General features: G+C 40.0%; 20 protein-coding genes, 1 tRNA gene and 1 riboswitch. Of the genes, 16 read left to right on the forward strand and 5 right to left on the reverse strand.

Annotated elements, in window-relative coordinates; translation table 11 throughout:
* From D8849_RS00005 to D8849_RS10750, 3 genes are all read left to right on the forward strand, one after another.
* Positions 1-2,419: pneumococcal-type histidine triad protein (locus D8849_RS00005; RefSeq protein WP_125385792.1), on the forward strand; the 2,419-nt coding region annotated here is incomplete at its 5' end.
* Positions 2,420-2,674: 255 nt separating this feature from the next.
* Positions 2,675-3,565 (forward strand): zinc-binding lipoprotein AdcAII, encoded by an 891-nt coding sequence (gene adcAII / locus D8849_RS00010; RefSeq protein WP_419991694.1) that lies wholly within the window; start codon positions 2,675-2,677, stop codon positions 3,563-3,565.
* 7 nt (positions 3,566-3,572) lie between these two features.
* Positions 3,573-7,841, forward strand: coding sequence for a pneumococcal-type histidine triad protein (locus D8849_RS10750; protein ID WP_125385794.1), 4,269 nt, complete (start codon positions 3,573-3,575; stop codon positions 7,839-7,841).
* A 35-nt stretch (positions 7,842-7,876) separates the two neighbouring features.
* On the opposite strand, the gene pepT is transcribed toward D8849_RS10750, so the two are convergent.
* Positions 7,877-9,100, reverse strand: a complete 1,224-nt coding sequence (gene pepT / locus D8849_RS00020; RefSeq protein WP_125385795.1) for a peptidase T — start codon at positions 9,098-9,100, stop codon at positions 7,877-7,879.
* Between the two features lie 153 nt (positions 9,101-9,253).
* Here pepT and hemH point away from each other — a divergent pair, with 153 nt between their 5' ends.
* Positions 9,254-10,348, forward strand: coding sequence for a ferrochelatase (hemH, locus tag D8849_RS00025; protein WP_125385796.1), 1,095 nt, complete (start codon positions 9,254-9,256; stop codon positions 10,346-10,348).
* A 41-nt stretch (positions 10,349-10,389) separates the two neighbouring features.
* Here hemH and mscL read toward each other — a convergent pair whose 3' ends face one another.
* Together mscL and D8849_RS00035 are read right to left on the reverse strand one after the other, a co-directional pair.
* The gene (gene mscL / locus D8849_RS00030; RefSeq protein ID WP_000910205.1) at positions 10,390-10,770 is read right to left on the reverse strand and encodes a large conductance mechanosensitive channel protein MscL; all 381 of its coding nucleotides are present in this window, start codon (positions 10,768-10,770) and stop codon (positions 10,390-10,392) included.
* A gap of 85 nt (positions 10,771-10,855) precedes the next feature.
* The gene (locus D8849_RS00035; protein ID WP_125385797.1) at positions 10,856-11,287 is read right to left on the reverse strand and encodes a GtrA family protein; all 432 of its coding nucleotides are present in this window, start codon (positions 11,285-11,287) and stop codon (positions 10,856-10,858) included.
* Positions 11,288-11,315: 28 nt separating this feature from the next.
* Positions 11,316-11,412: riboswitch (PreQ1 riboswitch) on the forward strand.
* Between D8849_RS00035 and D8849_RS00040 the strand changes: the two genes are divergently transcribed.
* The 4 genes from D8849_RS00040 to dapA all read left to right on the forward strand — a co-directional run bounded on the left by D8849_RS00040 (position 11,410) and on the right by dapA (position 14,538).
* Positions 11,410-11,919, forward strand: a complete 510-nt coding sequence (locus tag D8849_RS00040; RefSeq protein WP_000737071.1) for a QueT transporter family protein — start codon at positions 11,410-11,412, stop codon at positions 11,917-11,919. Its footprint overlaps the riboswitch before it by 3 nt.
* A 97-nt stretch (positions 11,920-12,016) precedes the next feature.
* A tRNA-Thr gene (locus D8849_RS00045) sits at positions 12,017-12,089 on the forward strand.
* Between the two features lie 380 nt (positions 12,090-12,469).
* Positions 12,470-13,546 carry an aspartate-semialdehyde dehydrogenase gene (locus tag D8849_RS00050; RefSeq protein ID WP_078228400.1) on the forward strand — a complete coding sequence of 359 codons (1,077 nt, stop codon included), beginning with the start codon at positions 12,470-12,472 and terminating at the stop codon, positions 13,544-13,546.
* Between the two features lie 56 nt (positions 13,547-13,602).
* Positions 13,603-14,538, forward strand: coding sequence for a 4-hydroxy-tetrahydrodipicolinate synthase (gene dapA / locus D8849_RS00055; protein ID WP_125385798.1), 936 nt, complete (start codon positions 13,603-13,605; stop codon positions 14,536-14,538).
* Between the two features lie 45 nt (positions 14,539-14,583).
* Here dapA and mnmE read toward each other — a convergent pair whose 3' ends face one another.
* Both mnmE and D8849_RS00065 read right to left on the reverse strand, forming a co-directional pair.
* Positions 14,584-15,957 (reverse strand): tRNA uridine-5-carboxymethylaminomethyl(34) synthesis GTPase MnmE, encoded by a 1,374-nt coding sequence (gene mnmE / locus D8849_RS00060; RefSeq protein ID WP_125385799.1) that lies wholly within the window; start codon positions 15,955-15,957, stop codon positions 14,584-14,586.
* A gap of 137 nt (positions 15,958-16,094) precedes the next feature.
* Positions 16,095-16,277: a 4-oxalocrotonate tautomerase gene (locus tag D8849_RS00065; protein ID WP_001117401.1), complete on the reverse strand. Its 183-nt coding sequence runs from the start codon at positions 16,275-16,277 to the stop codon at positions 16,095-16,097.
* Between the two features lie 123 nt (positions 16,278-16,400).
* On the opposite strand from D8849_RS00065, the gene D8849_RS00070 reads away from it, so the two are divergent.
* The 8 genes from D8849_RS00070 to pmp23 are packed head-to-tail and all read left to right on the forward strand — an operon-like array spanning position 16,401 to position 22,824.
* Positions 16,401-16,991, forward strand: coding sequence for a thymidine kinase (locus D8849_RS00070; protein WP_125385800.1), 591 nt, complete (start codon positions 16,401-16,403; stop codon positions 16,989-16,991).
* Positions 16,988-18,067: a peptide chain release factor 1 gene (gene prfA / locus D8849_RS00075; protein ID WP_004262425.1), complete on the forward strand. Its 1,080-nt coding sequence runs from the start codon at positions 16,988-16,990 to the stop codon at positions 18,065-18,067. The genes D8849_RS00070 and prfA overlap by 4 nt, the downstream gene beginning before the upstream one ends.
* Entirely contained in the window at positions 18,067-18,903 is an 837-nt protein-coding gene (prmC, locus tag D8849_RS00080) for a peptide chain release factor N(5)-glutamine methyltransferase (RefSeq protein ID WP_125385801.1), read from the forward strand. Before prfA ends, prmC begins: the two co-directional genes overlap by 1 nt.
* The gene (locus D8849_RS00085) at positions 18,887-19,489 is read left to right on the forward strand and encodes an L-threonylcarbamoyladenylate synthase (RefSeq protein WP_185756186.1); all 603 of its coding nucleotides are present in this window, start codon (positions 18,887-18,889) and stop codon (positions 19,487-19,489) included. Before prmC ends, D8849_RS00085 begins: the two co-directional genes overlap by 17 nt.
* 1 nt (position 19,490) lies before the next feature.
* The gene (locus tag D8849_RS00090; protein ID WP_125385803.1) at positions 19,491-19,922 is read left to right on the forward strand and encodes a GNAT family N-acetyltransferase; all 432 of its coding nucleotides are present in this window, start codon (positions 19,491-19,493) and stop codon (positions 19,920-19,922) included.
* Between the two features lie 49 nt (positions 19,923-19,971).
* Complete coding sequence (glyA, locus tag D8849_RS00095) at positions 19,972-21,228, forward strand: serine hydroxymethyltransferase (RefSeq protein WP_125385804.1); 1,257 nt, start codon at positions 19,972-19,974, stop codon at positions 21,226-21,228.
* Positions 21,229-21,235: 7 nt separating this feature from the next.
* On the forward strand, positions 21,236-22,210 hold the full coding sequence (locus D8849_RS00100; RefSeq protein WP_180374901.1) for a nucleoid-associated protein: 975 nt from the start codon (positions 21,236-21,238) through the stop codon (positions 22,208-22,210).
* Positions 22,210-22,824: a cell wall hydrolase Pmp23 gene (gene pmp23, locus D8849_RS00105; RefSeq protein WP_000476378.1), complete on the forward strand. Its 615-nt coding sequence runs from the start codon at positions 22,210-22,212 to the stop codon at positions 22,822-22,824. Before D8849_RS00100 ends, pmp23 begins: the two co-directional genes overlap by 1 nt.
* The last annotated feature ends 9 nt before the right edge of the window (positions 22,825-22,833 follow it).

The raw sequence follows: 22,833 nt of genomic DNA on the forward strand, positions 1-22,833 counted from the left end.
AGAAAATAATCGTGTTTCATACATTGATGGTAAACAACCAAGCCAAAAGGCAGAAAATTTGACACCTGATGAAGTCAGTAAAAAAGAAGGTATAAATGCCGAGCAAATCGTTATCAAGATTACGGATCAAGGTTATGTGACTTCTCATGGAGACCATTATCATTATTATAATGGCAAGGTTCCTTATGACGCCATCATCAGCGAAGAACTGCTGATGAAAGATCCGAATTATCAGTTGAAGGATTCAGACATTGTCAATGAAATTAAGGGTGGTTATGTCCTTAAGGTAGACGGGAAGTATTATGTCTATCTTAAGGATGCAGCGCATGCTGATAATGTTCGCTCAAAAGAAGAAATCACTCGTCAGAAGCAGGAACACGGTAGTAATCACGGAGGTGGTTCTAGCGATAAAGCGGTAGTCGCTGCTAGAGCTCAGGGTCGCTATACAACGGATGATGGTTATATCTTTAATGCCTCTGATATCATTGAGGACACGGGTGATGCCTATATCGTTCCTCATGGCAATCATTTCCACTATATTCCTAAGAGTGACTTGTCTGCCAGTGAATTAGCTGCAGCTCGAGCCTTCCTAGCTGGAAAAACTAATCAACCAAGTTCAGTTGGCTATCGTCCTTCAACAAATTCTTCTAGCAGTAGCGCATCAGAGACATCGAATAGTAGTTCATATGGACAAACGAATCAAAGCAATGTTGAGACAAATACTAGAAGATGGGTTCCAAGTGTTAGCCCACAAGTGGATAATAGCTATCAAGCAAATTCAAGTGAAGACGTATCCAGTCTCTTGAAACAGCTTTATGCCTTGCCGCTTAGCCAACGACATGTGGAATCAGATGGGCTTGTCTTTGATCCAGCGCAGATTACAAGAAAAACTGCGAATGGTGTCGCAGTGCCACACGGAGACCATTATCACTTTATCCCTTATTCTCAAATGTCTGATTTAGAGCAGAAGATTGCGAGAATGATTTCATTAAAAGTACAAAATATTGGAAACAACAAGCCAGTAAATACCCAAAAGCCAACAAACAGTACGGTTGAGCATACATTTTTAGGAAATTCAATTAAGGCTTATGGTAAGGGTCTGGATGGCAAACCATACGATACTAGTGATGGATATGTATTTAGTAAAGATTCTATCTATTCAGTTGATAAATCAGGCATTATAGCGAGACATGGAAATCATTTCCATTATGTGGGATTTGGAGAGTTAGAACAATTTGAACTAGATGAAGTTAGCAAGTGGATGAAGGAAAAAGGTCAACCTAATGATAGTGTTATTCCTTCAGAAAAAATGAATAACAAAGAAAAACCAAAATTTGATTCAAAAAAAGTGACTGGTAAAGTGACTAAAGATGGTAAAGTTGGTTATGTTCTTAAAGAAAACGGAAAAGAATATTTCTATTCTCGAGACGAACTTGATCTTACTCAAATTGCTTTTTCTGAACAAGAACTCATGCTTAAGGATCGAGATCATTATCGTTATGATATAGTAGAGACAGGGATTAAACCAAGATTGGCTGTAGATGTCTCAAGTTTGCCGATGCATGCAGCGAATACCACCTATGATACTGGAAGTTCATTCATTATTCCACACATTGATCATATTCACGTTGTGCCTTACTCATGGTTAGAGTCTGATCAAATTGCAACTATTAAATATGTAATGCAGCACCCTGAGGTTCGTCCCGAAGTTTGGTCTAAACCAGGCCACGAGGACTCAGGCTCAGTTATTGCTAATGTAACTCCTCTTGAAAAACGCTCTGGAATGCTGAATTGGCAAATTATCCATTCTGCCGAAGAAGTTCAGAAAGCTCTTGCAGAAGGTCGATTTGCAACTCCAGATGGTTATATTTTTGATCCGAAAGATGTATTGGCAAAAGAAACTTTTGTATGGGGAGACAAATCATTTAGTGTTCCAAGAGCTGGAGGTGGTTCATTGAGAAGCATCACTAAATCCGACTTATCAGAAGTAGAATGGAAACAAGCGCAAGACTTAATTGCCAAAAGAATGAAAGAAAAGGACTCCAAAACTGAAACATCTACACATCCTAATGAAGAATTAAAAACTGATTCAAACAATACTGAAAATAGTGATAAGAATAAGACTGCTGTAGATAAAAATGAGGAGCAACCGAAGAAAAATATAGGGGAGAATGAGACTGGTATAACCAACGAAATTCCTTCAGAAAATAAAGAAAATTCCAAAGAAGAAAATGACGATGATTTACCAGACTATGGGTTAGATAAAGTAACTTTAAATGAACATATAGAAAAGTTAGCAAAAATTGCCCAAATTGATCCTAAGTTTCTAATCTTTCAACCAGAAGGGGTTCAGTTTTACAATAAAAACGGTGAATTAGTGATGTATGATATTAAGACACTAAAACAAATAAAACCTTAAAAGATTTTTATTAGTTATAATCTATTCGAAAGGATATTGTTCTATTTTTGATAGAATAATGTCCTTTTCTTTGTTAAAAAAGCTGGGGTTCACTGTCTAAAAAATGAATCAAAGAGTCCTAAAACAGTGATTTTATTTTTGACGATTAAAATTCTTGACATATTTTATAAATAAAGATAAACTATTTACTAGTTAATTAAATGGTTAAACACTAGTTAAGGAGTTATAGTGAAAAAGAGGACAATTTTAGTATTGATGACCAGTGTATTGGCTCTGGTATTAGCTGCTTGTGGCCAAAAGGAAAGCCAGTCAGGTAAAGGGATGAAAATCGTGACCAGTTTTTATCCTATCTATGCCATGGTCAAGGAAGTATCTGGTGACTTGAATGATGTTCGAATGATTCAGTCAAGTAGCGGAATTCACTCCTTTGAACCTTCAGCAAATGATATTGCAGCCATCTATGATGCAGATGTATTTGTCTACCATTCGCATACACTTGAATCTTGGGCAGGAAGTCTGGATCCCAATCTAAAAAAATCCAAAGTTAAGGTTTTAGAGGCTTCAGAAGGAATGACATTGGATCGAGTCCCAGGGCTAGAGGATGTGGAAGCAGGTGAGGGAGTTGATGAAAAAACACTTTATGACCCTCACACTTGGCTAGATGCTGAAAAAGCTGGCGAGGAAGCGCAAATTATCGCTGATAAACTTTCAGAGGTTGATAGTGAGCACAAAGAAACTTATCAGAAAAATGCGCAAGCCTTTATCAAAAAAGCTCAAGGATTGACTAAGAAATTCCAGCCTAAATTTGAAAAAGCGACTCAGAAAACCTTTGTAACACAACATACGGCCTTTTCTTATCTAGCGAAGAGATTTGGACTTAATCAACTTGGTATTGCAGGCATCTCTCCTGAACAAGAACCAAGTCCAAGACAACTAACAGAAATTCAGGAATTTGTTAAAACCTATAAGGTTAAAACGATTTTTACAGAAAGTAACGCTTCTTCAAAAGTAGCTGAAACTCTTGTTAAATCAACAGGTGTGGGTCTAAAAACTCTAAATCCTTTAGAGGCAGACCCACAAAATGACAAGACTTATCTAGAAAACCTAGAAGACAATATGAGTGTTCTAGCAGAAGAATTGAAATGAGGAGATTATGAAAATAAATAAGAAGAAACTTGCTGCTGGTGCTGCTGTCGTCCTTTCTTTAAGTCTTTGTATTTATGCATTGAATCAACATCAGACAGGAGAGAACAAAGATACGAATCGTGTATCTTATGTCGATGGAAAACAAGACACTCCAAAAACAGAGACACAAACACCAGAGCAAGTCAGCAAAAAAGAAGATATTCAGGCTGAACAAATTGTTGTGAAAATCACTGATCAAGGTTATGTGACTTCACACGGTGATCATTTCCATTATTATAATGGGAAAGTTCCTTTTGATGCGATTTTCAGTGAAGAACTTTTGATGAAAGATGCTAATTATCAACTTAAAGACGCTGATATTGTCAATGAGGTCAAGGGTGGCTATATCATCAAGGTCAATGGAAAATATTATGTTTACCTGAAAGATGTAGTTCATGCTGATAATGTTCGAACCAAGGATGAAATTAATCGTCAAAAACAAGGTCATACTCACGATGCACCAACATCTAATAGTGCAGTGGCGCTTGCTCAATCTCAAGGTCGCTATACTACTGATGATGGCTACATCTTTAATGCATCTGATATTATAGAGGATACTGGTGATGCTTATATCGTCCCTCACGGTGGACATTACCACTACATTCCAAAGAGTTCCTTGTCTGCTAGTGAATTGGCTGCAGCTCAAGCTTACCTCTCTGGAACTAGAAATCAGCCTAGTGTGACTGACTATCGTCCAAGTACAAATGGGACTGGTCAAACTACCAAGCCTATTCAACAGGCTGAAATACCAAGTAATAAAGCCGAGAGTCTTCAAAGTCTATTACAGCAGCTCTATGCTCTTCCAAGTACTCAACGATATGCTGAATCGGATGGTCTGGTCTTTGACCCTGCTAAGATTCTCAGTCGTACGCCAAATGGAGTTGCGATTCCTCATGGAAATCACTATCATTTCATTCCATATACAAAGCTTTCTGCATTAGAAGAAAAGATTGCGAGAATGATTCCTTTGTCTAGTGACAGTGTAGAACCAACACCATTGGAGAATCCAAGCAAACCAGCAGAAAAACCTACTCAGCAAAACCATCATCATGAGCAAGATGGTGACCATAGAAGTCAGGACCCTAAGCATGAAGAGCATGGACATGATGGAGATGGACATGACCACCACCATGATGCAGACCATGGTCATGGTTTTGATGCCCATCGTGTCATCAGTGAGGATGATCAAGGCTTTGTCATGTCACACGGTGATCATAATCATTACTTCTTCAAGAAGGATTTGACAGCAGAGCAAATTAAGTCGGCTCAAGATCATTTGAGAGGTAAAACTCCAGTAACACCAAGCCCAGCCCATGATGATCACGATGAAGAAACACACGGTCATCACCATGACGTACATGGCCAGGATTTCGATGTCAATCGAATTATCAGTGAAGATGCGGCAGGCTTTATCATGAGCCACGGCGACCATAATCATTACTTCTTCAAGAAAGATTTGACTCCTGAACAAATCAAGGCAGCGCAAGACCACTTGAAAGAGGCAAATACAGCAACACCAAATCCAGCTCATGATGACGATCACGATGAAGATCATCATGGACACCATCATGGTGAAGACCATGATCACGGTTTTGATGCCAATCGTGTCATTAGTGAGGATGATCAAGGCTTTGTCATGTCACACGGCGATCATAATCATTACTTCTTCAAGAAGGATTTGACTGCTGATCAAATCAAGGCAGCGCAGGATCACTTGAAAGGTGCAAGTCCAGCAACACCAAATCCAGCTCATGATGACGATCACGATGAAGATCATCATGGACACCATCATGATGAAGACCATGATCACGGCTTTGATGCTAATCGTATTATTGCGGAGGATGAGCAAGGATTTATCATGAGTCACGGTGACCACAATCATTACTTCTTCAAGAAGGATTTGACTGCTGATCAAATCAAGTCCGCACAAGACCACTTGAAAGGTGTAAATACAGCAACACCAAATCCAGCTCATGATGACGATCACGATGAAGATCATCATGGACACCATCATGATGAAGACCATGATCACGGCTTTGATGCTAATCGTATTATTGCGGAGGATGAGCAAGGATTTATCATGAGTCACGGTGACCACAATCATTACTTCTTCAAGAAGGCTTTGACTGCTGATCAAATCAAGGCCGCACAAGACCACTTGAAAGGGGCAAATACAGCAACACCAAATCCAGCTCATGATGACGATCACGATGAAGATCATCATGGACACCATCATGATGAAGACCATGATCACGGTTTTGATGCTAATCGTGTCATCAGTGAGGATGAGCAAGGTTTTGTCATGAGTCACGGAGACCATAATCATTACTTCTTCAAGAAGGATTTGACAGCTGATCAAGTCAAGGCAGCTCAGGATCATTTGAAAACACATCATGATGCAGAGCCTGTAAAACCTCTTGCTAAAACGGTAGAGTCTTTCTCAAGAGATGCTAGCGATGAAGAAAAGATTGCTTATATTTCGAAGACATACGGCGTGCCACTTGAAGCGATTAGAATTTCAAACGGCTTCTTTGTCTTTGGAAATCCAGACCAAGCCTACGATCCAACTCATATCCACCCATATGCTGTTCGTAAGGAACACGTTCGAATTCCGCTCCAAACTGGAAATCCAGAACTTGATTTCCTAAATGAACTTTATACGACTGCCTTACGTGATGGTGTGTCTCCTTATAGCTTACAGGTAGAAAATGGTAGTTTTGTGATTCCTCATGGTGACCACAATCACTACATCAAGGTTCAAACCAAGGGCTATGAAGTGGCTTTGAAAAACAAGATTCCAGCTCTCCAATCCAACTACCAACCTGGTGCTTTTGATGAGAAGGCGGTCTTGGCAAAAGTAGACCAACTTCTATCTGATAGCAGAAGCATCTACAAAGACAAGCCTATCGAACAAAGACAGATTGAGTTAGCTTTAGGTCAGTTTACTGAAAACATGAAGAAACTGGCAACTAACTCTACAGCAGGTTATCTTGCAACACTTGAACTCTTTGATAAGCAATATATCCATATTGATGAAAGTGTCAAACCTGTTGAAACAAGTGCTTTAGATAAGAAATATCAGGCCTTGATTGATAAAATCAATACTCTGGATACGGACACTTATGGACTTCCTAAGAAAGACCTACTCGTTCGACTCCAAGAAGCTAAGTTAGCTAAAGATGAGGCCGGTTTAGCAGCGGTTGAATCACAACTTCAAGCTCTTCAAGACTTTAATGACCGAACAGGCGTTACAACTGTAGAATACATCAAGTACTTCTACGAACACGTAAATGACGGTCGTTTGAGTGATGAACTGCGAAACAAAGTAGCTCAGTTGACTTGGACTTTGTATCAATCTCAATCCTTCCTTAAGGCAGCCGAATTGAACAAATTATTCCCAAGCATCTATCAGGCAAAACAAGAAGTGGAAGAAGCTTTGAAAGCTCAGCCAACTAATGCGAAATCAAGTCAGACAGTTCTAGATACTGAAAAAGTCGATAATCAAAGTGCTAAGACAGCTATTTATGGCTTCTTGAAAGAATTGTACGGAGACTTTATGCCTGAAGAGCATGTCAATCATGTTAGCAAGGAACAAGTAGAAAGTCTCTTGAGCAAGGCAACTCAACTCTTGGAACAAATCCAAGAAGAAGGAATCAGACAATCCTTGGCAGAAGAAGTAGAAAATCTCAAAGCTGCCATAAACAAGGCTGATGCAGACTTGGATGAAGTAAATAGTCAGGTGAAAGATGTCTTGACTCGTATCGCAAGCGCCCTTCAACAAGAGAAAGAAAATGCAGAGCAAGATCCTCAGACGCTTGTTCTATATCAAAAACTTTACGATATTCTCATGTCACTTCACGCTTATTTAGAAAACAATAAGGGTTCTGATGCGGACTTTGATAAGGTGGATGCTCTACTAGATCAACTTTCTGCTAAGAGTAAAGATAAAGCTGCTTTACTTGAATTGACAAAAGCTATTCTGGTCTTGAATCAAGAAATCAAGTCAAAATCAAGTGCGAGTGAAGAAGCAACTCCAGCAACAAATGCCGAGGCAAATGGTGATAAGACAAGTCCCGAAACTGAAACATCAGCAGCTGCAGAATCTAACAGTGAAACTGCCAGCGACGAAAACAAACCGAGCAACGCAACAGATTCTAAACCTACTGAACCAGCGTCAGAAAAGGAAACAACAGAATCTACAACAAGTACTGGAAATCAAGAAAAACCAGCAGAATAAAAAGAAAGGCGAAGTAGCTGAGCTACCTCGTCTTTTTAGTCTTTATAAGCTACGATACCAATGATGGTATCAACTGCACGTTCCATAGTCTGAAGGCTGACGTATTCAAAACGTCCATGCATATTTTCTCCTCCCGCAAAGATATTAGGAGTTGGGATTCCCATAAAGGAAATCTTAGAGCCGTCTGTCCCTCCACGAATTGGTTCGATAATAGGAGTGATACCTAAATCTTCCATAACAGATTTAGCAATGGTAATTGGAGTCATATCTTTTTCAATGACTTCTTTCATATTGTAGTACTGGTCTGTCAAGTTTAGAGTGACACGGTCGCTACCAAGTTCTTGATTCATCTTATCAGTGATAGACTGCATAGCTGCTTTACGCGCTTCAAAGGCATCTTTTTCAAAATCACGAATGATGTAGCTTGCACGCGCCTCCTCAACGTTTCCAGCAACATCCATAAGATGATAGAAACCTTGGTATCCATCAGTTAACTCAGGTCGGTCATTCTCTGGAAGTTGATTATGAAAATCAATTGCTAGCTGAAGAGCATTAACCATCTGACCTTTGGCAGTACCAGGGTGGACATTGCGTCCTTGGAAATGCAATTCAGCACCAGCTGCTGAAAAGGTCTCGTACTGAAGTTCACCTAGTGGGCCACCATCAACTGTGTAGGCAAAATCAACATCAAAATCTTCTGCATCAAATTTATTAGCACCAACACCAATTTCTTCATCTGGACCAAAGCCAACACGAATCTCACAGTGCTTGATTTCAGGGTGAGCAGTAAGATATTCAATAGCTGTCATAATTTCAGCAATGCCTGACTTGTCATCAGCTCCTAGCAAGGTTGTTCCATCTGTTGTGATGAGTGTTTGACCTGGATATTTCTCAAGACTCTTAAAGTCAGCTGGATCGAGTTTGAAACCAGAATCTCCAAGTTCAATCACACCACCATCGTAGTTTTCAATTACCTGTGGATTGACTCCTTCGGCATTAAAGTCAGCAGTATCCATGTGGGAGATGAAGCCAATCTTACGTGTTAAAGATGGATCATTGGCTGGTAAGGTTCCAATTGCAAAACCATTTGGTAGATAATAAACATTTTGTAATCCAACACGGTTCATTTCAGGGATAAGAACATTGGTTGCGAAGTCAACCTGACTCTGTGTACTTGGAGTAGTAGTAGAGTGTTCATCAGAGCGCGTGTTGACCTTAACGTAGGTCAAGAAGCGGTCCAAGAGATTGGGGTAAGTCATAAAAAACTCCTTTTGAATTCATTTTTTCCATTGTATCATAGAAAGAAAAGAAAAACAAAAGACAGAAGTTAGAGAAATTCGCTATGTTGGCGTTTACTTATTAATGGATAAATGATAAAATAAACTTGATAAAAATATCACAAGGAAGCGATTATGAAAAAAGCAATTTTAATGATGACTTTCGGTTCACCAGAAGAGATTACCTTTGAAGGTGTGGCTGATTTTTTCACAAATATTCGTCGTGGAGTGAGACCTCAGGACCACGAAATTCAAACTCTCTACGATAATTATGTACGAATTGGGGGCACGCCTCTGCAAAGAATTACGCGTGAAGAGGTTGCCTTGGTAGAAGCTAGGCTAGGAAATGAATATAGTGTCTATTTTGCCAATAAGTTTTCTAGACCCTTTATCCCAGACGTGATTGGTCAGATGGAAGCAGACGGAATCGAGCAATGTATTTGTTTGATTTTGGAGCCTCATTATTCTTTTTACTCTGTCATGGGTTATGAGAAATTTTTAGAAAGCAAGCAAATTAAATTTTTAGTTATCAAGGACTGGTATCAAGAAGAAGCGCTCTTAAACTATTGGGCAGATGAAATTGCTAAGATTTTAAAAGAAGAAGTAAAGCAGGATAGCTTTAAAGTCATCTTTTCAGCCCACAGTGTCCCCATTTTTGCCTTGGATTTTGGTGATCCTTATATCGATCAAATTTTTGAAAATAGCAGACTAGTCGCTGAAAAACTAGGTTTGAGTTCTGAGCAATATACTAACACTTGGCAAAGTGAAAGTGATATCGGGATTCCATGGATTAAGCCAGATGTCTTGGAGTATCTTAGAGAACAGACAGAACGTCCAGATCATTATATTTTTGTACCTATTAGTTTTATTAGTGAGCACATTGAAGTCTTGTTTGACAACGATGTGGAATGTTATGACTTGTGTCAGGAAGTGGGGGTGAACTATCATCGTCCACCAATGCCAAATACAGATTCTCGTTTGATTGATGCCTTGGTCAATACAGTCAGAGCCAATGAACATCAAGAATTTAAGGAATTTCTCCCAGAAGAAGAAACCTTTGATGAGTTAGTTCCTTCAGATGAGACTAAAAATATTTTGGCCGAATCTCAAGATTTACAAATGCCAGAATTTGTGAAAAAACTGATTGAGAAAAAAGGTCGGGAAAATGTTAAGATGCCTTATCTTATTAAGAAAATGCTTGAGAAAGCAGGCAAGTTACCGAAAGAGTAAAGAAAAAAGGATTTAGCTTTGCGCTAGATCCTTTTAATCGATTATTTTTTTTCAAGAAGGGCTTTGATTTCTTGAAGTACTTCCAACTCAGTTGGACCAGCTGGAGCTTCCTCAGCAGCTTCTTCCTTCTTAGTAAGGCTTTGAGCTTTTTCAATACCTTTGATAACGAAGAAGAGAACAGTACCGATAACTAGGAAGTTGATAACAGCACTCAAGAATTTACCATATGTAACACCATTCCAAGCAAGCTCAGCGATGTTTTGTACTTTCGCAGCTTCCAAGGCTGGATTCAAAATAAGTGGAGTGATGATATCGTTAACAAGTGATGTAACGATTGCACCAAAAGCAGTGGCAATGATCACACCGACAGCAAGGTCAACAACATTACCACGAAGCAAGAATGCTTTAAGATCTTTTAACATTTTCATAATTTCCTTTCAAAAAATTTTTACACTTAATTATATATTAATTAAGAAGTTCTTGCAAGCTATATGTTTAAAATTTTTCTTATTTTTTAAAAATAAATACCTTACTAAAAATGTAATTGAGGATAATTATTAAGAATTGTGCAATAACTGTTTCAACACTATTTACTTTATTAATATTATAATTTACAAATTGCCCGATAATATTAGGAAACTGAGTTACAAATAGAAAAGTTAAAAACAAGTCTAAAAGAAAGGTAGAAAGACGTGCTAGAGTAAATTTTACTAAACGGCTTGACCAATTCTCTCTAGCTTGCTTAAAGACAAGCCTATCATTTGTAATAAAGGCAAATAGGATACCGATACTATTTGCTAGTCCAGTTGCAAGGAGTTCTTTATGGGTTAATTGATAAATGACTAATCTAGATAGAATGGAGATAAGAGTAGTAGCTATACCAAAAAAAAGATAGGCTAAGAGCTCATTCACGAAGAGACTTTGAATGCGTTTTTTCATGCTTTTAGTATAGCATAAAGCAGACTATTGTGCTATACTAGTAAGGTTGATTCAAGCAACCCTTGGTGCTTAGCTTCTTTCACCAAGCATATTATACGCGGGAAACCGCCAAAGGAGAAAAAATGAAAAAATTAACTATTCGTGATGTTGCAGATATTGCAATTGTCGCTGCTATCTATGTCGTTTTGACTGTTACACCGCCCCTAAATGCCATCAGCTATGGTGCTTATCAGTTTCGTATTTCAGAAATGATGAACTTTATGGCTTTTTACAATCCTAAGTACATCATCGGAGTTACCATCGGTTGTATGATTGCTAATTTCTTTAGTTTCGGACTGCTAGATGTCTTTGTTGGTGGTGGATCAACCTTAGTATTCCTCAGTCTAGGTGTTTGGCTTTTTGCAAAATACAGCAAAGATTACCTCTTTAATGGATTAATTCGAAAAGATCATTTCTTTTTTTCAATCCTCTTTTCAATTTCCATGTTTACTATCGCTGCCGAGTTAAATATTGTAGCAGAATTACCATTTTTCCTTACTTGGTTTACAACAGGTATCGGTGAATTTGCCTCATTGATTATTGGAGCGATTATTATCGGTAAAATTGGTCGTCGAATCGATTTAAGCAAATAAGAAGATAAGCTAGGTAGCTCTTACCTGGCTTTTTCTTATGGAAAATATCTAAGGAAACTTGACAAGATTTTCTAACTATAGTATACTTTTTAAGTAAGCTGATTTAGCTCAGTTGGCAGAGCGCATCCATGGTAAGGATGAGGTCGCCGGTTCAATCCCGGCAATTAGCATGATATTTACAGGGAAACTCTTGAACACAAGAGTTTTTTTCTTATGCTCGCGAGAAAAAATTTTGACTTTTGTATAATAAAAGTTATCCTGCAAAAATTTCCTATTGACAAAACCACTTATTTCAAGTAATATAATAGACGCGATGAGTCGATAGGTAGTCTTCGGGCTACTATTGAGCATAAGGAGGTCATAACGCAGGAGCGTACCTTGATGAGTTGTGTGAACCTGCTCATCACATGAAGATGCCTCTTAGTCCCTAGTCTAGCGACTGGGGATTTTTATTTTCTAAAAAATGATGAAAAAGCTTTGCAATTCATGGAAAAAGTAGTATAATACATCTATTATAGAAATTTTTAGAAAATTCCGAAAGAGGTTATTTATGGGATATACAGTTGCTGTAGTCGGCGCGACAGGTGCTGTCGGAGCTCAGATGATAAAAATGTTGGAAGAATCAACACTTCCAATCGATAAAATTCGTTTACTTGCTTCTGCACGTTCAGCAGGCAAGACTTTGAAGTTTAAAGATCAAGATATTACGATTGAAGAAACAACTGAAACAGCTTTTGAAGGAGTTGATATTGCTCTTTTTTCAGCAGGTGGTTCTACATCAGCTAAGTATGCACCATACGCAGTGAAAGCTGGAGCGGTAGTAGTAGATAATACATCTTACTTCCGTCAAAATCCAGATGTTCCTTTGGTTGTACCAGAGGTCAATGCTCACGCACTTGATGCCCACAACGGTATCATTGCCTGCCCTAACTGTTCAACAATCCAAATGATGGTGGCTCTTGAGCCAGTTCGCCAAAAATGGGGCTTGGACCGTATCATTGTTTCAACTTACCAGGCAGTTTCAGGTGCTGGTATGGGAGCAATTCTTGAGACTCAACGTGAACTTCGTGAAGTCTTGAATGATGGAGTGAAACCACGTGATTTACATGCGGAAATCTTGCCTTCAGGTGGTGACAAGAAACACTATCCTATCGCCTTCAATGCTCTTCCACAAATCGATGTCTTCACTGATAATGATTACACTTACGAAGAGATGAAGATGACTAAGGAAACTAAGAAAATTATGGAAGATGACAGTATTGCAGTATCTGCAACATGTGTGCGTATTCCAGTCTTGTCAGCTCACTCTGAGTCAGTTTACATCGAAACAAAAGAAGTGGCTCCAATCGAAGAAGTAAAAGCAGCTATCTCAGCCTTCCCAGGTGCTGTTCTTGAAGATGATGTAGCTCATCAAATTTATCCTCAAGCCATCAATGCCGTGGGTTCACGTGATACATTTGTTGGTCGTATCCGTAAAGACTTGGATGCAGAAAAAGGAATTCACATGTGGGTTGTTTCAGATAACCTTCTCAAAGGTGCTGCTTGGAACTCAGTTCAGATTGCAGAAACTCTTCACGAACGTGGATTGGTTCGTCCAACAGCTGAATTGAAATTTGAATTAAAATAGTCATATTGTTTAGGAGTTCAGATGAACTCCTTCTTTGAAATAGAGAGGTGTTTCTCATGTCTTATCAAGATTTAAAAGAGTGTAAAATCATCACAGCCTTTATTACTCCCTTCCATGAGGATGGTTCCATCAACTTTGACGCTATTCCAGCCTTGATTGAGCATTTATTGAGCCATCATACGGATGGAATTCTTCTCGCAGGGACCACTGCTGAGAGTCCAACTTTGACGCACGATGAGGAGTTGGAGTTGTTTGCGGCTGTACAAAAGATTGTAAATGGACGCGTTCCTTTGATTGCGGGTGTAGGTACCAATGATACGCGTGACTCGATCGAGTTTGTCAAAGAAGTAGCAGAATTCGGTGGTTTTGCAGCTGGGCTTGCTATTGTTCCTTACTACAACAAACCTTCTCAAGAAGGAATGTATCAGCACTTTAAGGCGATTGCGGATGCTTCTGACCTACCAATTATTATCTATAACATTCCAGGTCGTGTGGTTGTCGAATTAACTCCCGAAACTATGCTTCGTTTGGCTGACCATCCAAATATTATTGGTGTCAAAGAATGTACTAGCTTGGCTAATATGGCTTACTTGATTGAGCACAAGCCTGAAGAATTCTTGATTTATACAGGTGAGGATGGAGATGCTTTCCATGCCATGAACCTTGGTGCGGATGGGGTTATTTCTGTTGCCTCTCATACAAATGGGGATGAGATGCACGAGATGTTTACTGCTATTGCAGAAAGCGATATGAAGTCAGCTGCAGCTATTCAGCGCAAGTTCATTCCTAAGGTTAATGCCCTCTTCTCATATCCAAGTCCTGCTCCTGTCAAGGCCGTTCTAAACTATATGGGATTTGAAGCTGGCCCAACACGCTTACCTCTTGTTCCAGCACCAGAAGAGGATGCTAAACGCATTATCAAGGTTGTCGTAGATGGCGACTACGAAGCAACTAAGGCAACTGTAACAGGGGTTTTAAGACCAGATTACTAATAAAGACAATAAAATCCATGACCGCAACAACGATCATGGATTTTCCTATTTTCCTAAACAGAATTGGCTAAAGAGTTGGGTGATAAGTTCATCAGGAGCCGCATCTCCAGTGATTTCACCGAGAATTTCCCAAGTACGGGTCAAATCTACTTGAAGCAGATCAACTGGCATACCCAGTTCAAGACCTTGGTTAACAGCTTGTAGGCTTTCGACGGCCTTTTCAATCAGGGAAATGTGACGGGCATTGGATAGGTAAGTAGCATCTTGCTCAACCAAACCAGCATTTTCAAAGAAGAGGTTGTTGATTTTCTCTTCAATCTTATCGATATTTTGATTTTTAAGAACTGAAATGCGGATGACATCTTCGGGTAGTTTCGAAGTTTCAATCGCTTCAGGCAGGTCTGTTTTATTTAGAAGTATAATTCGGTTGGTATCCTGACTGATTTCTAAGAGTTGTCTGTCTTGAACAGTCAGTGGTTCACTAGCGTTTAGCACTAGTAGAACTAGGTCAGCTTCCTTGAGGGCTTTTTTCGAACGCTCAACACCGATTTGTTCAACGATATCATCCGTTTCACGGATACCAGCTGTGTCAATCAATTTTAGAGGAACACCGTTGATGTTGACGTATTCTTCAATGACATCTCGAGTTGTACCAGCAATGTCTGTAACGATAGCCTTGTCTTCACGCAAGAGGTTGTTGAGGAGGCTGGATTTCCCAACGTTAGGACGGCCGATGATAGCTGTTGAAATTCCCTCACGGAGGATTTTGCCGCGACGGGCTGTTCTAAGGAGATTAGTTAGTAATTGTTCAAACTCCATTGTCTTCTCGCGGACAACAGAAGTAGTGGCTTCCTCAACATCGTCGTACTCAGGATAATCAATATTGACCTCAACTTGGGCAAGTGTATTGAGGATTTCTTGACGGGTATTGTTAATCAGGTCAGAAAGGGAACCATCTAATTGTTTGACCGCAATGTTCATAGCCTTGTCTGTCTTAGCGCGGATGATGTCCATCACCGCCTCGGCCTGTGTTAAATCCACACGACCGTTTAGAAAGGCACGTTTGGTAAATTCACCAGGATCTGCCATGCGAGCCCCTTCACGAATCGCTAGTTGTAATATTTCATTAGTGACTGCAATCCCACCGTGAGTGTTAATCTCGATAATATCTTCACGAGTGAAGGTCTTTGGAGATTTCATGGCTCCCACCATGACCTCGTCCATGACTTTACCAGTCAGAGGATCAACAATGTGACCGTAGTTGAGAGTATGGCTGGCAACCTTGTTCAAGTCTTTTCCTTTAAAAATCTTTTGCGCAATAGTAAAACTTTCTGTTCCGCTCAGACGGACAATACCGATAGCCCCTTCGCCTAGTGGAGTAGAGATAGCAGCGATGGTATCAAATTCACGTGTAATCATAATGTTTCCTTTAATTAATAGCTCTTTTCTTGGAAATTTTTCCAAGTCTCTTTTCAAATTGTAACAAATTTGAACTATTTCTTCAATTGATGCTACTTGGAGATTGAAAAAGCCTAAGCAATTCTGCTTAAGCTAGCTTATTTGGTGCGCATTTCCCCTTGTGGGAAGTAAGTTCCTTCTGGCATGTCGTTGATGATGACATGGACAGCAGATTGAGGGGCTCCAGTGTTGCGGACAACCGCTTCCGTTACTTCCTTAGCAAGAGCTTTCTTTTGCTCGAGCGTGCGTCCTTCAAATAAATCGATGCGTACAAATGGCATAATAGCTTCCTCCACTAGTTTTTGATTTCTTCTATTTTACCACATTTTGCCGTTTAAAGCTTAAGAAAATTATGATATACTAGAATGTAGCAAAAATTTAGAAATGGACGTGAAGCAAGAAACATGGCACAGTTGTATTATCGTTATGGGACCATGAACTCTGGTAAGACGATTGAGATTCTCAAGGTGGCCTATAACTATGAGGAGCAAGGAAAAGGTGTTGTCATTATGACCTCGGCTCTGGATACGCGTGACGGTGTTGGCTATGTATCGAGTCGAATTGGTATGAAACGCCCTGCCCTTGCGATTGAGGAAACGACAGATATCTTTGGTTATATCCGAGATTTATCTGAAAAACCTTACTGTGTGCTAGTTGATGAGGCCCAGTTTCTCAAGCGTCATCATGTTTATGACCTAGCTCGTGTTGTAGACGAGTTAGATATACCCGTCATGGCTTTTGGTTTGAAAAATGACTTTCGCAATGAACTATTCGAAGGTTCCAAGTATCTCTTGCTCTTAGCAGACAAGATTGACGAAATCAAGACCATTTGTCAGTATTGCAAGAAAAAGGCAACCATGGTGTTGCGTACTCAGGATGGTGTGCCAGTCTATGATGGCGAACAAATTCAGATCGGTGGTAATGAAACCTATATCTCAGTTTGCCGTAAACATTATTTTGCCCCTGAAATCAATAAGGAGAATGAAGAAAAATGAACATCTATGATCAACTACAAGCTGTAGAAGACCGTTATGAAGAATTAGGAGAGTTGCTCAGTGACCCAGATGTCGTTTCAGACACCAAACGTTTTATGGAGCTTTCAAAAGAAGAGGCTTCAACTCGTGACACAGTAACAGCCTACCGTGAGTACAAACAAGTCCTTCAAAACATCGTTGATGCTGAAGAGATGATTAAGGAATCAGGTGGAGATGCTGACTTGGAAGAAATGGCCAAGCAAGAGCTAAAAGATGCCAAGGCTGAAAAAGAAGAATACGAAGAAAAACTCAAAATTTTGCTCCTTCCAAAGGATCCAAACGATGACAAGAACATCATCCTTGAAATTCGTGGAGCGGCTGGTGGTGACGAAGCTGCACTTTTCGCTGGAGATTTGCTAACCATGTATCAAAAGTATGCGGAAGCCCAAGGCTGGCGCTTTGAAGTTATGGAAGCCTCTATAAATGGTGTCGGCGGTTTTAAAGAAGTCGTTGCCATGGTTTCAGGTCAGTCTGTTTATTCTAAGCTTAAGTACGAATCTGGTGCTCACCGTGTGCAACGTGTCCCTGTGACAGAAAGCCAGGGCCGTGTTCATACTTCAACAGCAACAGTTCTTGTCATGCCTGAAGTGGAAGAGGTTGAATACGATATTGATCCAAAAGACCTTCGTGTTGACATCTACCACGCATCAGGTGCTGGTGGACAGAACGTCAATAAAGTTGCGACTGCCGTTCGTATCGTTCACTTGCCAACCAATATTAAGGTTGAGATGCAGGAAGAACGTACCCAGCAGAAGAACCGTGAGAAAGCCATGAAAATCATCCGTGCGCGTGTTGCTGACCACTTTGCACAAATTGCTCAGGATGAACAAGACGCTGAGCGCAAGTCAACAATCGGTACTGGTGACCGTTCAGAACGGATTCGTACTTATAACTTCCCACAAAACCGTGTCACAGACCACCGTATCGGCTTAACCCTCCAAAAACTAGATACGATTTTATCTGGTAAATTGGACGAAGTTGTGGATGCCTTGGTTCTTTATGACCAAACACAAAAATTAGAAGAATTAAACAAATAATGAAATTAGCTCAATTATTTTCAGATTTTGAAGAAGAATTGATAAGACAAGGAGAGGAAGCTGAAAGCCTCTCTTTTGTCTATCGTAGCCTGAAAAATCTTTCTTTTACTGACTTTGTTTTTGCTCTTCAGCAGGAAGTGACGGAAGAGGAAGAAGTATTTGTAAAAGGAATTTTCCAACAGTTAGTAGCTCATAAACCGGCACAGTATATCATCGGACAGGCAGATTTCTTTGGTATGCAGTTAACAGTTGATGAGCGGGTTTTGATTCCTCGTCCAGAGACAGAGGAGTTGGTGGAGCTTATCTTGGCTGAAAATCCTGAGATGAATCTTTCAGTTCTGGATATTGGAACAGGTAGTGGAGCTATTGCTCTCGCCTTAGCAAAAAATAGACCAGATTGGTCAGTGACAGCAGCAGATATTTCTCAAGATGCTTTAGATGTAGCCAGCGAAAATGTTAAAAATCAAAATCTTCAAATATTTTTTAAAAAATCTGACTGTTTTACAGAAATTTCTGAAAAATATGATATAATTGTTTCCAATCCACCCTATATCTCTCGTGAAGATGAGTCAGAGGTCAGCTTGAATGTCTTGCATTCGGAGCCTCATCTAGCTCTCTTTGCAGACGAGGATGGCCTAGCTATTTACCGTAGAATTGCGGAAGATGCAAAAGACTATCTCAAAGATGGTGGTAAGATTTACCTTGAAATTGGATACAAGCAAGGTCAAAGTGTTCCTGAACTTTTTAGGAAGCATTTTCCTGAAAAACGTGTAAGAACACTTAAGGACCAATTTGGTCAAGATAGGATGGTCGTGGTTGATGATGGGCAGGATTAAACAAGAGTTGGAAAATGGTGGAGCTGTCGTTCTACCTACAGAGACGGTTTACGGTCTCTTTGCCAAGGCTTTAGACGAAAAAGCAGTTGACCATGTTTACCAGCTCAAACGTCGTCCAAGAGACAAGGCTCTTAACCTCAATATCGCCTCTCTAGAGGACATCTTGCACTTTTCTAAGAATCAGCCAGCTTATCTACAAAAACTTATAGAGACCTTTTTACCAGGTCCCTTAACCATTATTCTCGAAGCCAATGACCGAGTTCCCTATTGGGTCAATTCTGGTCTTTCAACTGTTGGATTTCGGATGCCTAGTCATCCCATTACCCTTGATTTGATTCGAGAGACAGGTCCCTTGATTGGGCCGTCTGCCAATATTTCAGGTCAGGCAAGTGGAGTGACCTTTACTCAAATTCTAGAGGATTTTGACCAAGAGGTTCTGGGGCTGGAAGACGATGCTTTTCTAACTGGACAGGATTCAACTATCGTGGACTTGTCTGGAGACAAGGTGAAAATCTTACGCCAAGGGGCTATTAAGCGAGAAGATATTCTTGCTCATTTGCCAGAGATTTCTTTTGAGGAGGAATGAGATGCTAAGAGATTTGCAAGAAACCGATGTGAAAGCTATTTGTGATATCAACCAAGAGGCGTTGGGTTATTCTTTTAGTCAAGAGGAGACAGCTAGTCAACTAGCTAGACTGGATCAGGATTCCCATCATTTCCTTCTTGGCTATGAGGATGAAGCTAGTCATGTCTTGCTTGGATATGTCCACGCTGAAGTTTACGAATCACTCTATTCTAAAGCAGGATTTAATATTTTAGCTTTAGCAGTTTCACCTAAAGCACAAGGGCAAGGTATTGGTAAAAGCTTACTGCAAGGGTTGGATCAAGAAGCAAAAAGACGCGGTTATGGGTTTATCCGCTTAAACTCTGCCGATCATCGTCTGGGTGCTCATGCATTTTATGAAAAAGTTGGTTATACTTGTGATAAAGTGCAGAAACGGTTTATTCGCATCTTTTAGTTTATTTTCTTAGACTAAAGGACCTGTCACACTATAAAGGAGAAGACCTATGATTTTTGACAAAGATGATTTTAAAGCATATGATGCTGATCTCTGGAATGCTATTGCCAAAGAAGAAGAACGACAACAAAACAACATTGAATTGATTGCTTCGGAAAACGTAGTTTCCAAGGCTGTTATGGCAGCTCAAGGGTCTATCTTGACGAATAAATACGCCGAAGGCTACCCAGGACGCCGTTATTATGGTGGAACAGATGTAGTAGACGTGGTAGAATCTCTAGCCATTGAACGCGCAAAAGAAATTTTCGGCGCTAAATTTGCCAATGTCCAACCTCACTCAGGAAGCCAAGCTAACTGTGCGGCTTACATGGCCTTAATTGAGCCAGGTGATACCGTTATGGGGATGGATTTGGCAGCAGGTGGACACTTGACCCACGGAGCTCCAGTTAGCTTCTCAGGTCAAACCTACAACTTTGTTTCTTACAGTGTTGATCCTGAAACGGAACTCTTGGATTTTGATGCTATCTTGAATCAAGCTCAAGAAGTCAAACCAAAACTGATCGTAGCAGGTGCTTCAGCCTATTCTCAAATTATCGACTTTTCAAAATTCCGTGAAATCGCTGATGCTGTTGGAGCTAAGCTCATGGTAGATATGGCTCATATCGCCGGTTTGGTTGCTGCTGGTCTACATCCAAGCCCAGTACCATACGCTCATATTACTACAACAACGACCCACAAAACCCTTCGTGGACCACGTGGTGGTTTGATTTTGACCAATGACGAAGAACTTGCCAAGAAAATCAATTCAGCTATTTTCCCAGGTATTCAGGGTGGTCCTTTGGAGCATGTTGTTGCTGCTAAGGCAGTTTCCTTCAAAGAAGTTTTGGATCCAGCCTTCAAGGAATATGCTGCCAATGTTATCAAGAACAGCAAGACTATGGCAGATGTCTTCTTGCAAGACCCTGATTTCCGTATTATTTCAGGAGGGACTGAAAACCATCTCTTCCTAGTGGATGTGACTAAGGTTGTAGAAAACGGAAAAGTTGCTCAAAACTTGCTGGATGAAGTCAATATTACCCTAAATAAAAACTCAATCCCTTACGAAAGCTTGTCACCATTCAAGACAAGTGGGATTCGTATCGGAGCAGCAGCTATTACTGCACGTGGATTTGGTGAAGAAGAAAGTCGCAAAGTGGCTGAACTTATCATTAAAACCCTTAAGAATGCAGAAAATGAAGCTATCTTAGAAGAAGTGAGAAGTACAGTTAAAGAATTAACAGATGCCTTCCCATTATACGAGGACTAAAACTTTTATGGACATTTATATTAAGAAAGCTATTATTCATCAGTTCAGTCCGGATGACACCGAGCTGTTCCTAGCGGATAAATTTCTCAATATTACTCCAAAAATCGAAGAATATCTGCGTAAAAAAATTGAACGTGTATATTCAGATGAAGCTAAGACTGGGATTTTCGAAGAAGAAAATCCCTTCTTCAATCACATCACAGACGATTTGTTGGAGACATCAGTAACACTGGCTAATCTCTGGAAAGAGGAGTTCAGCATTTCAGAAAATCTCAAGACCAATGACTTGATTTTTGTGCAATTTTCTAAAGAAGGTGTAGAACATTTTGCTTTCTTACGAATCGCCCTGCGGGAAACCTTGACCCACCTCGGAGGAGAGGTCGATAATCCAATCAAGCTAACTCAGAATAACCTGCCTGGGTTTGGAACAGGGGCTGATGAGGCCTTGGTGGTTAATCTTCAGAGCCGCAAGTACCATCTGATTGAAAAACGTATCAAGTACAACGGGGCTTTCTTGAACTATTTTTCAGAAAATCTTCTTGCTGTCGCCCCTAAGATTTCACCCAAGAAATCTATCAAGGAACTGGAAAAGACAGCCCAGAGAATTGCTGAGACTTTTAACACAGATGATTTTCAATTTCAATCTAAGGTCAAATCAGCAATTTTCAATAATCTAGAAGAAAGTAATGAATTGTCACCTGAAAAATTGGCCAACGACCTTTTTGACAACAATCTGACGGCTCGTTTGAGCTTTATTGACCAAGTCAAAGAAGCAGTACCAGAGCCAGTTCAATTTGATGAAATTGATGCTAGTCGCCAATTAAAGAAATTTGAAAACCAAAAACTTTCCTTGTCAAATGGAATTGAGCTCATCGTTCCCAATAACGTCTATCAAGACGCCGAGTCTGTTGAGTTTATCCAAAATGACAATGGAACTTACTCTATCTTAATCAAAAATATCGAGGATATCCAAAGTAAATAATGTTTAAACGAATTCGAAGAGTGCTTGTACTAGCAGTCTTCCTTTTTGCTGGCTATAAAGCTTACCGCGTTCACCAAGATGTCAAGCAAGTCATGACCTATCAACCCATGGTGCGAGAAATCTTGAGTGAAAAAGACACACCAGCAAACGAAGAGCTTGTGCTCGCTATGATTTATACCGAAACAAAAGGAAAAGAAGGCGATGTTATGCAGTCTAGTGAGTCTGCAAGCGGTTCAACCAACACCATCAATGATAATGCCTCTAGCATTCGACAAGGTGTGCAAACTCTGACAGACAATCTCTATCTGGCTCAGAAGAAGGGTGTTGATGTCTGGACGGCTGTTCAAGCCTATAATTTTGGACCTGCCTATATCGATTTTATCGCCCAAAATGGCAAGGAAAATACCTTGGCTCTGGCCAAACAGTACTCTCGTGAGACTGTTGCCCCCTTGCTTGGCAATACCACTGGAAAGACTTATAGTTATATTCACCCCATTTCCATTTTTCATGGAGCCGAACTCTATGTAAATGGAGGAAACTATTATTATTCTAGACAGGTGCAACTCAACCTTTATATCATCAAATGTTTCACTCTCTTTTCAACATCTGGCTAGTCCAGGTGT

Source organism: Streptococcus mitis, from assembly GCF_003942765.1.
GTDB classification, from domain to species: Bacteria; Bacillota; Bacilli; order Lactobacillales; family Streptococcaceae; genus Streptococcus; species Streptococcus mitis_BE.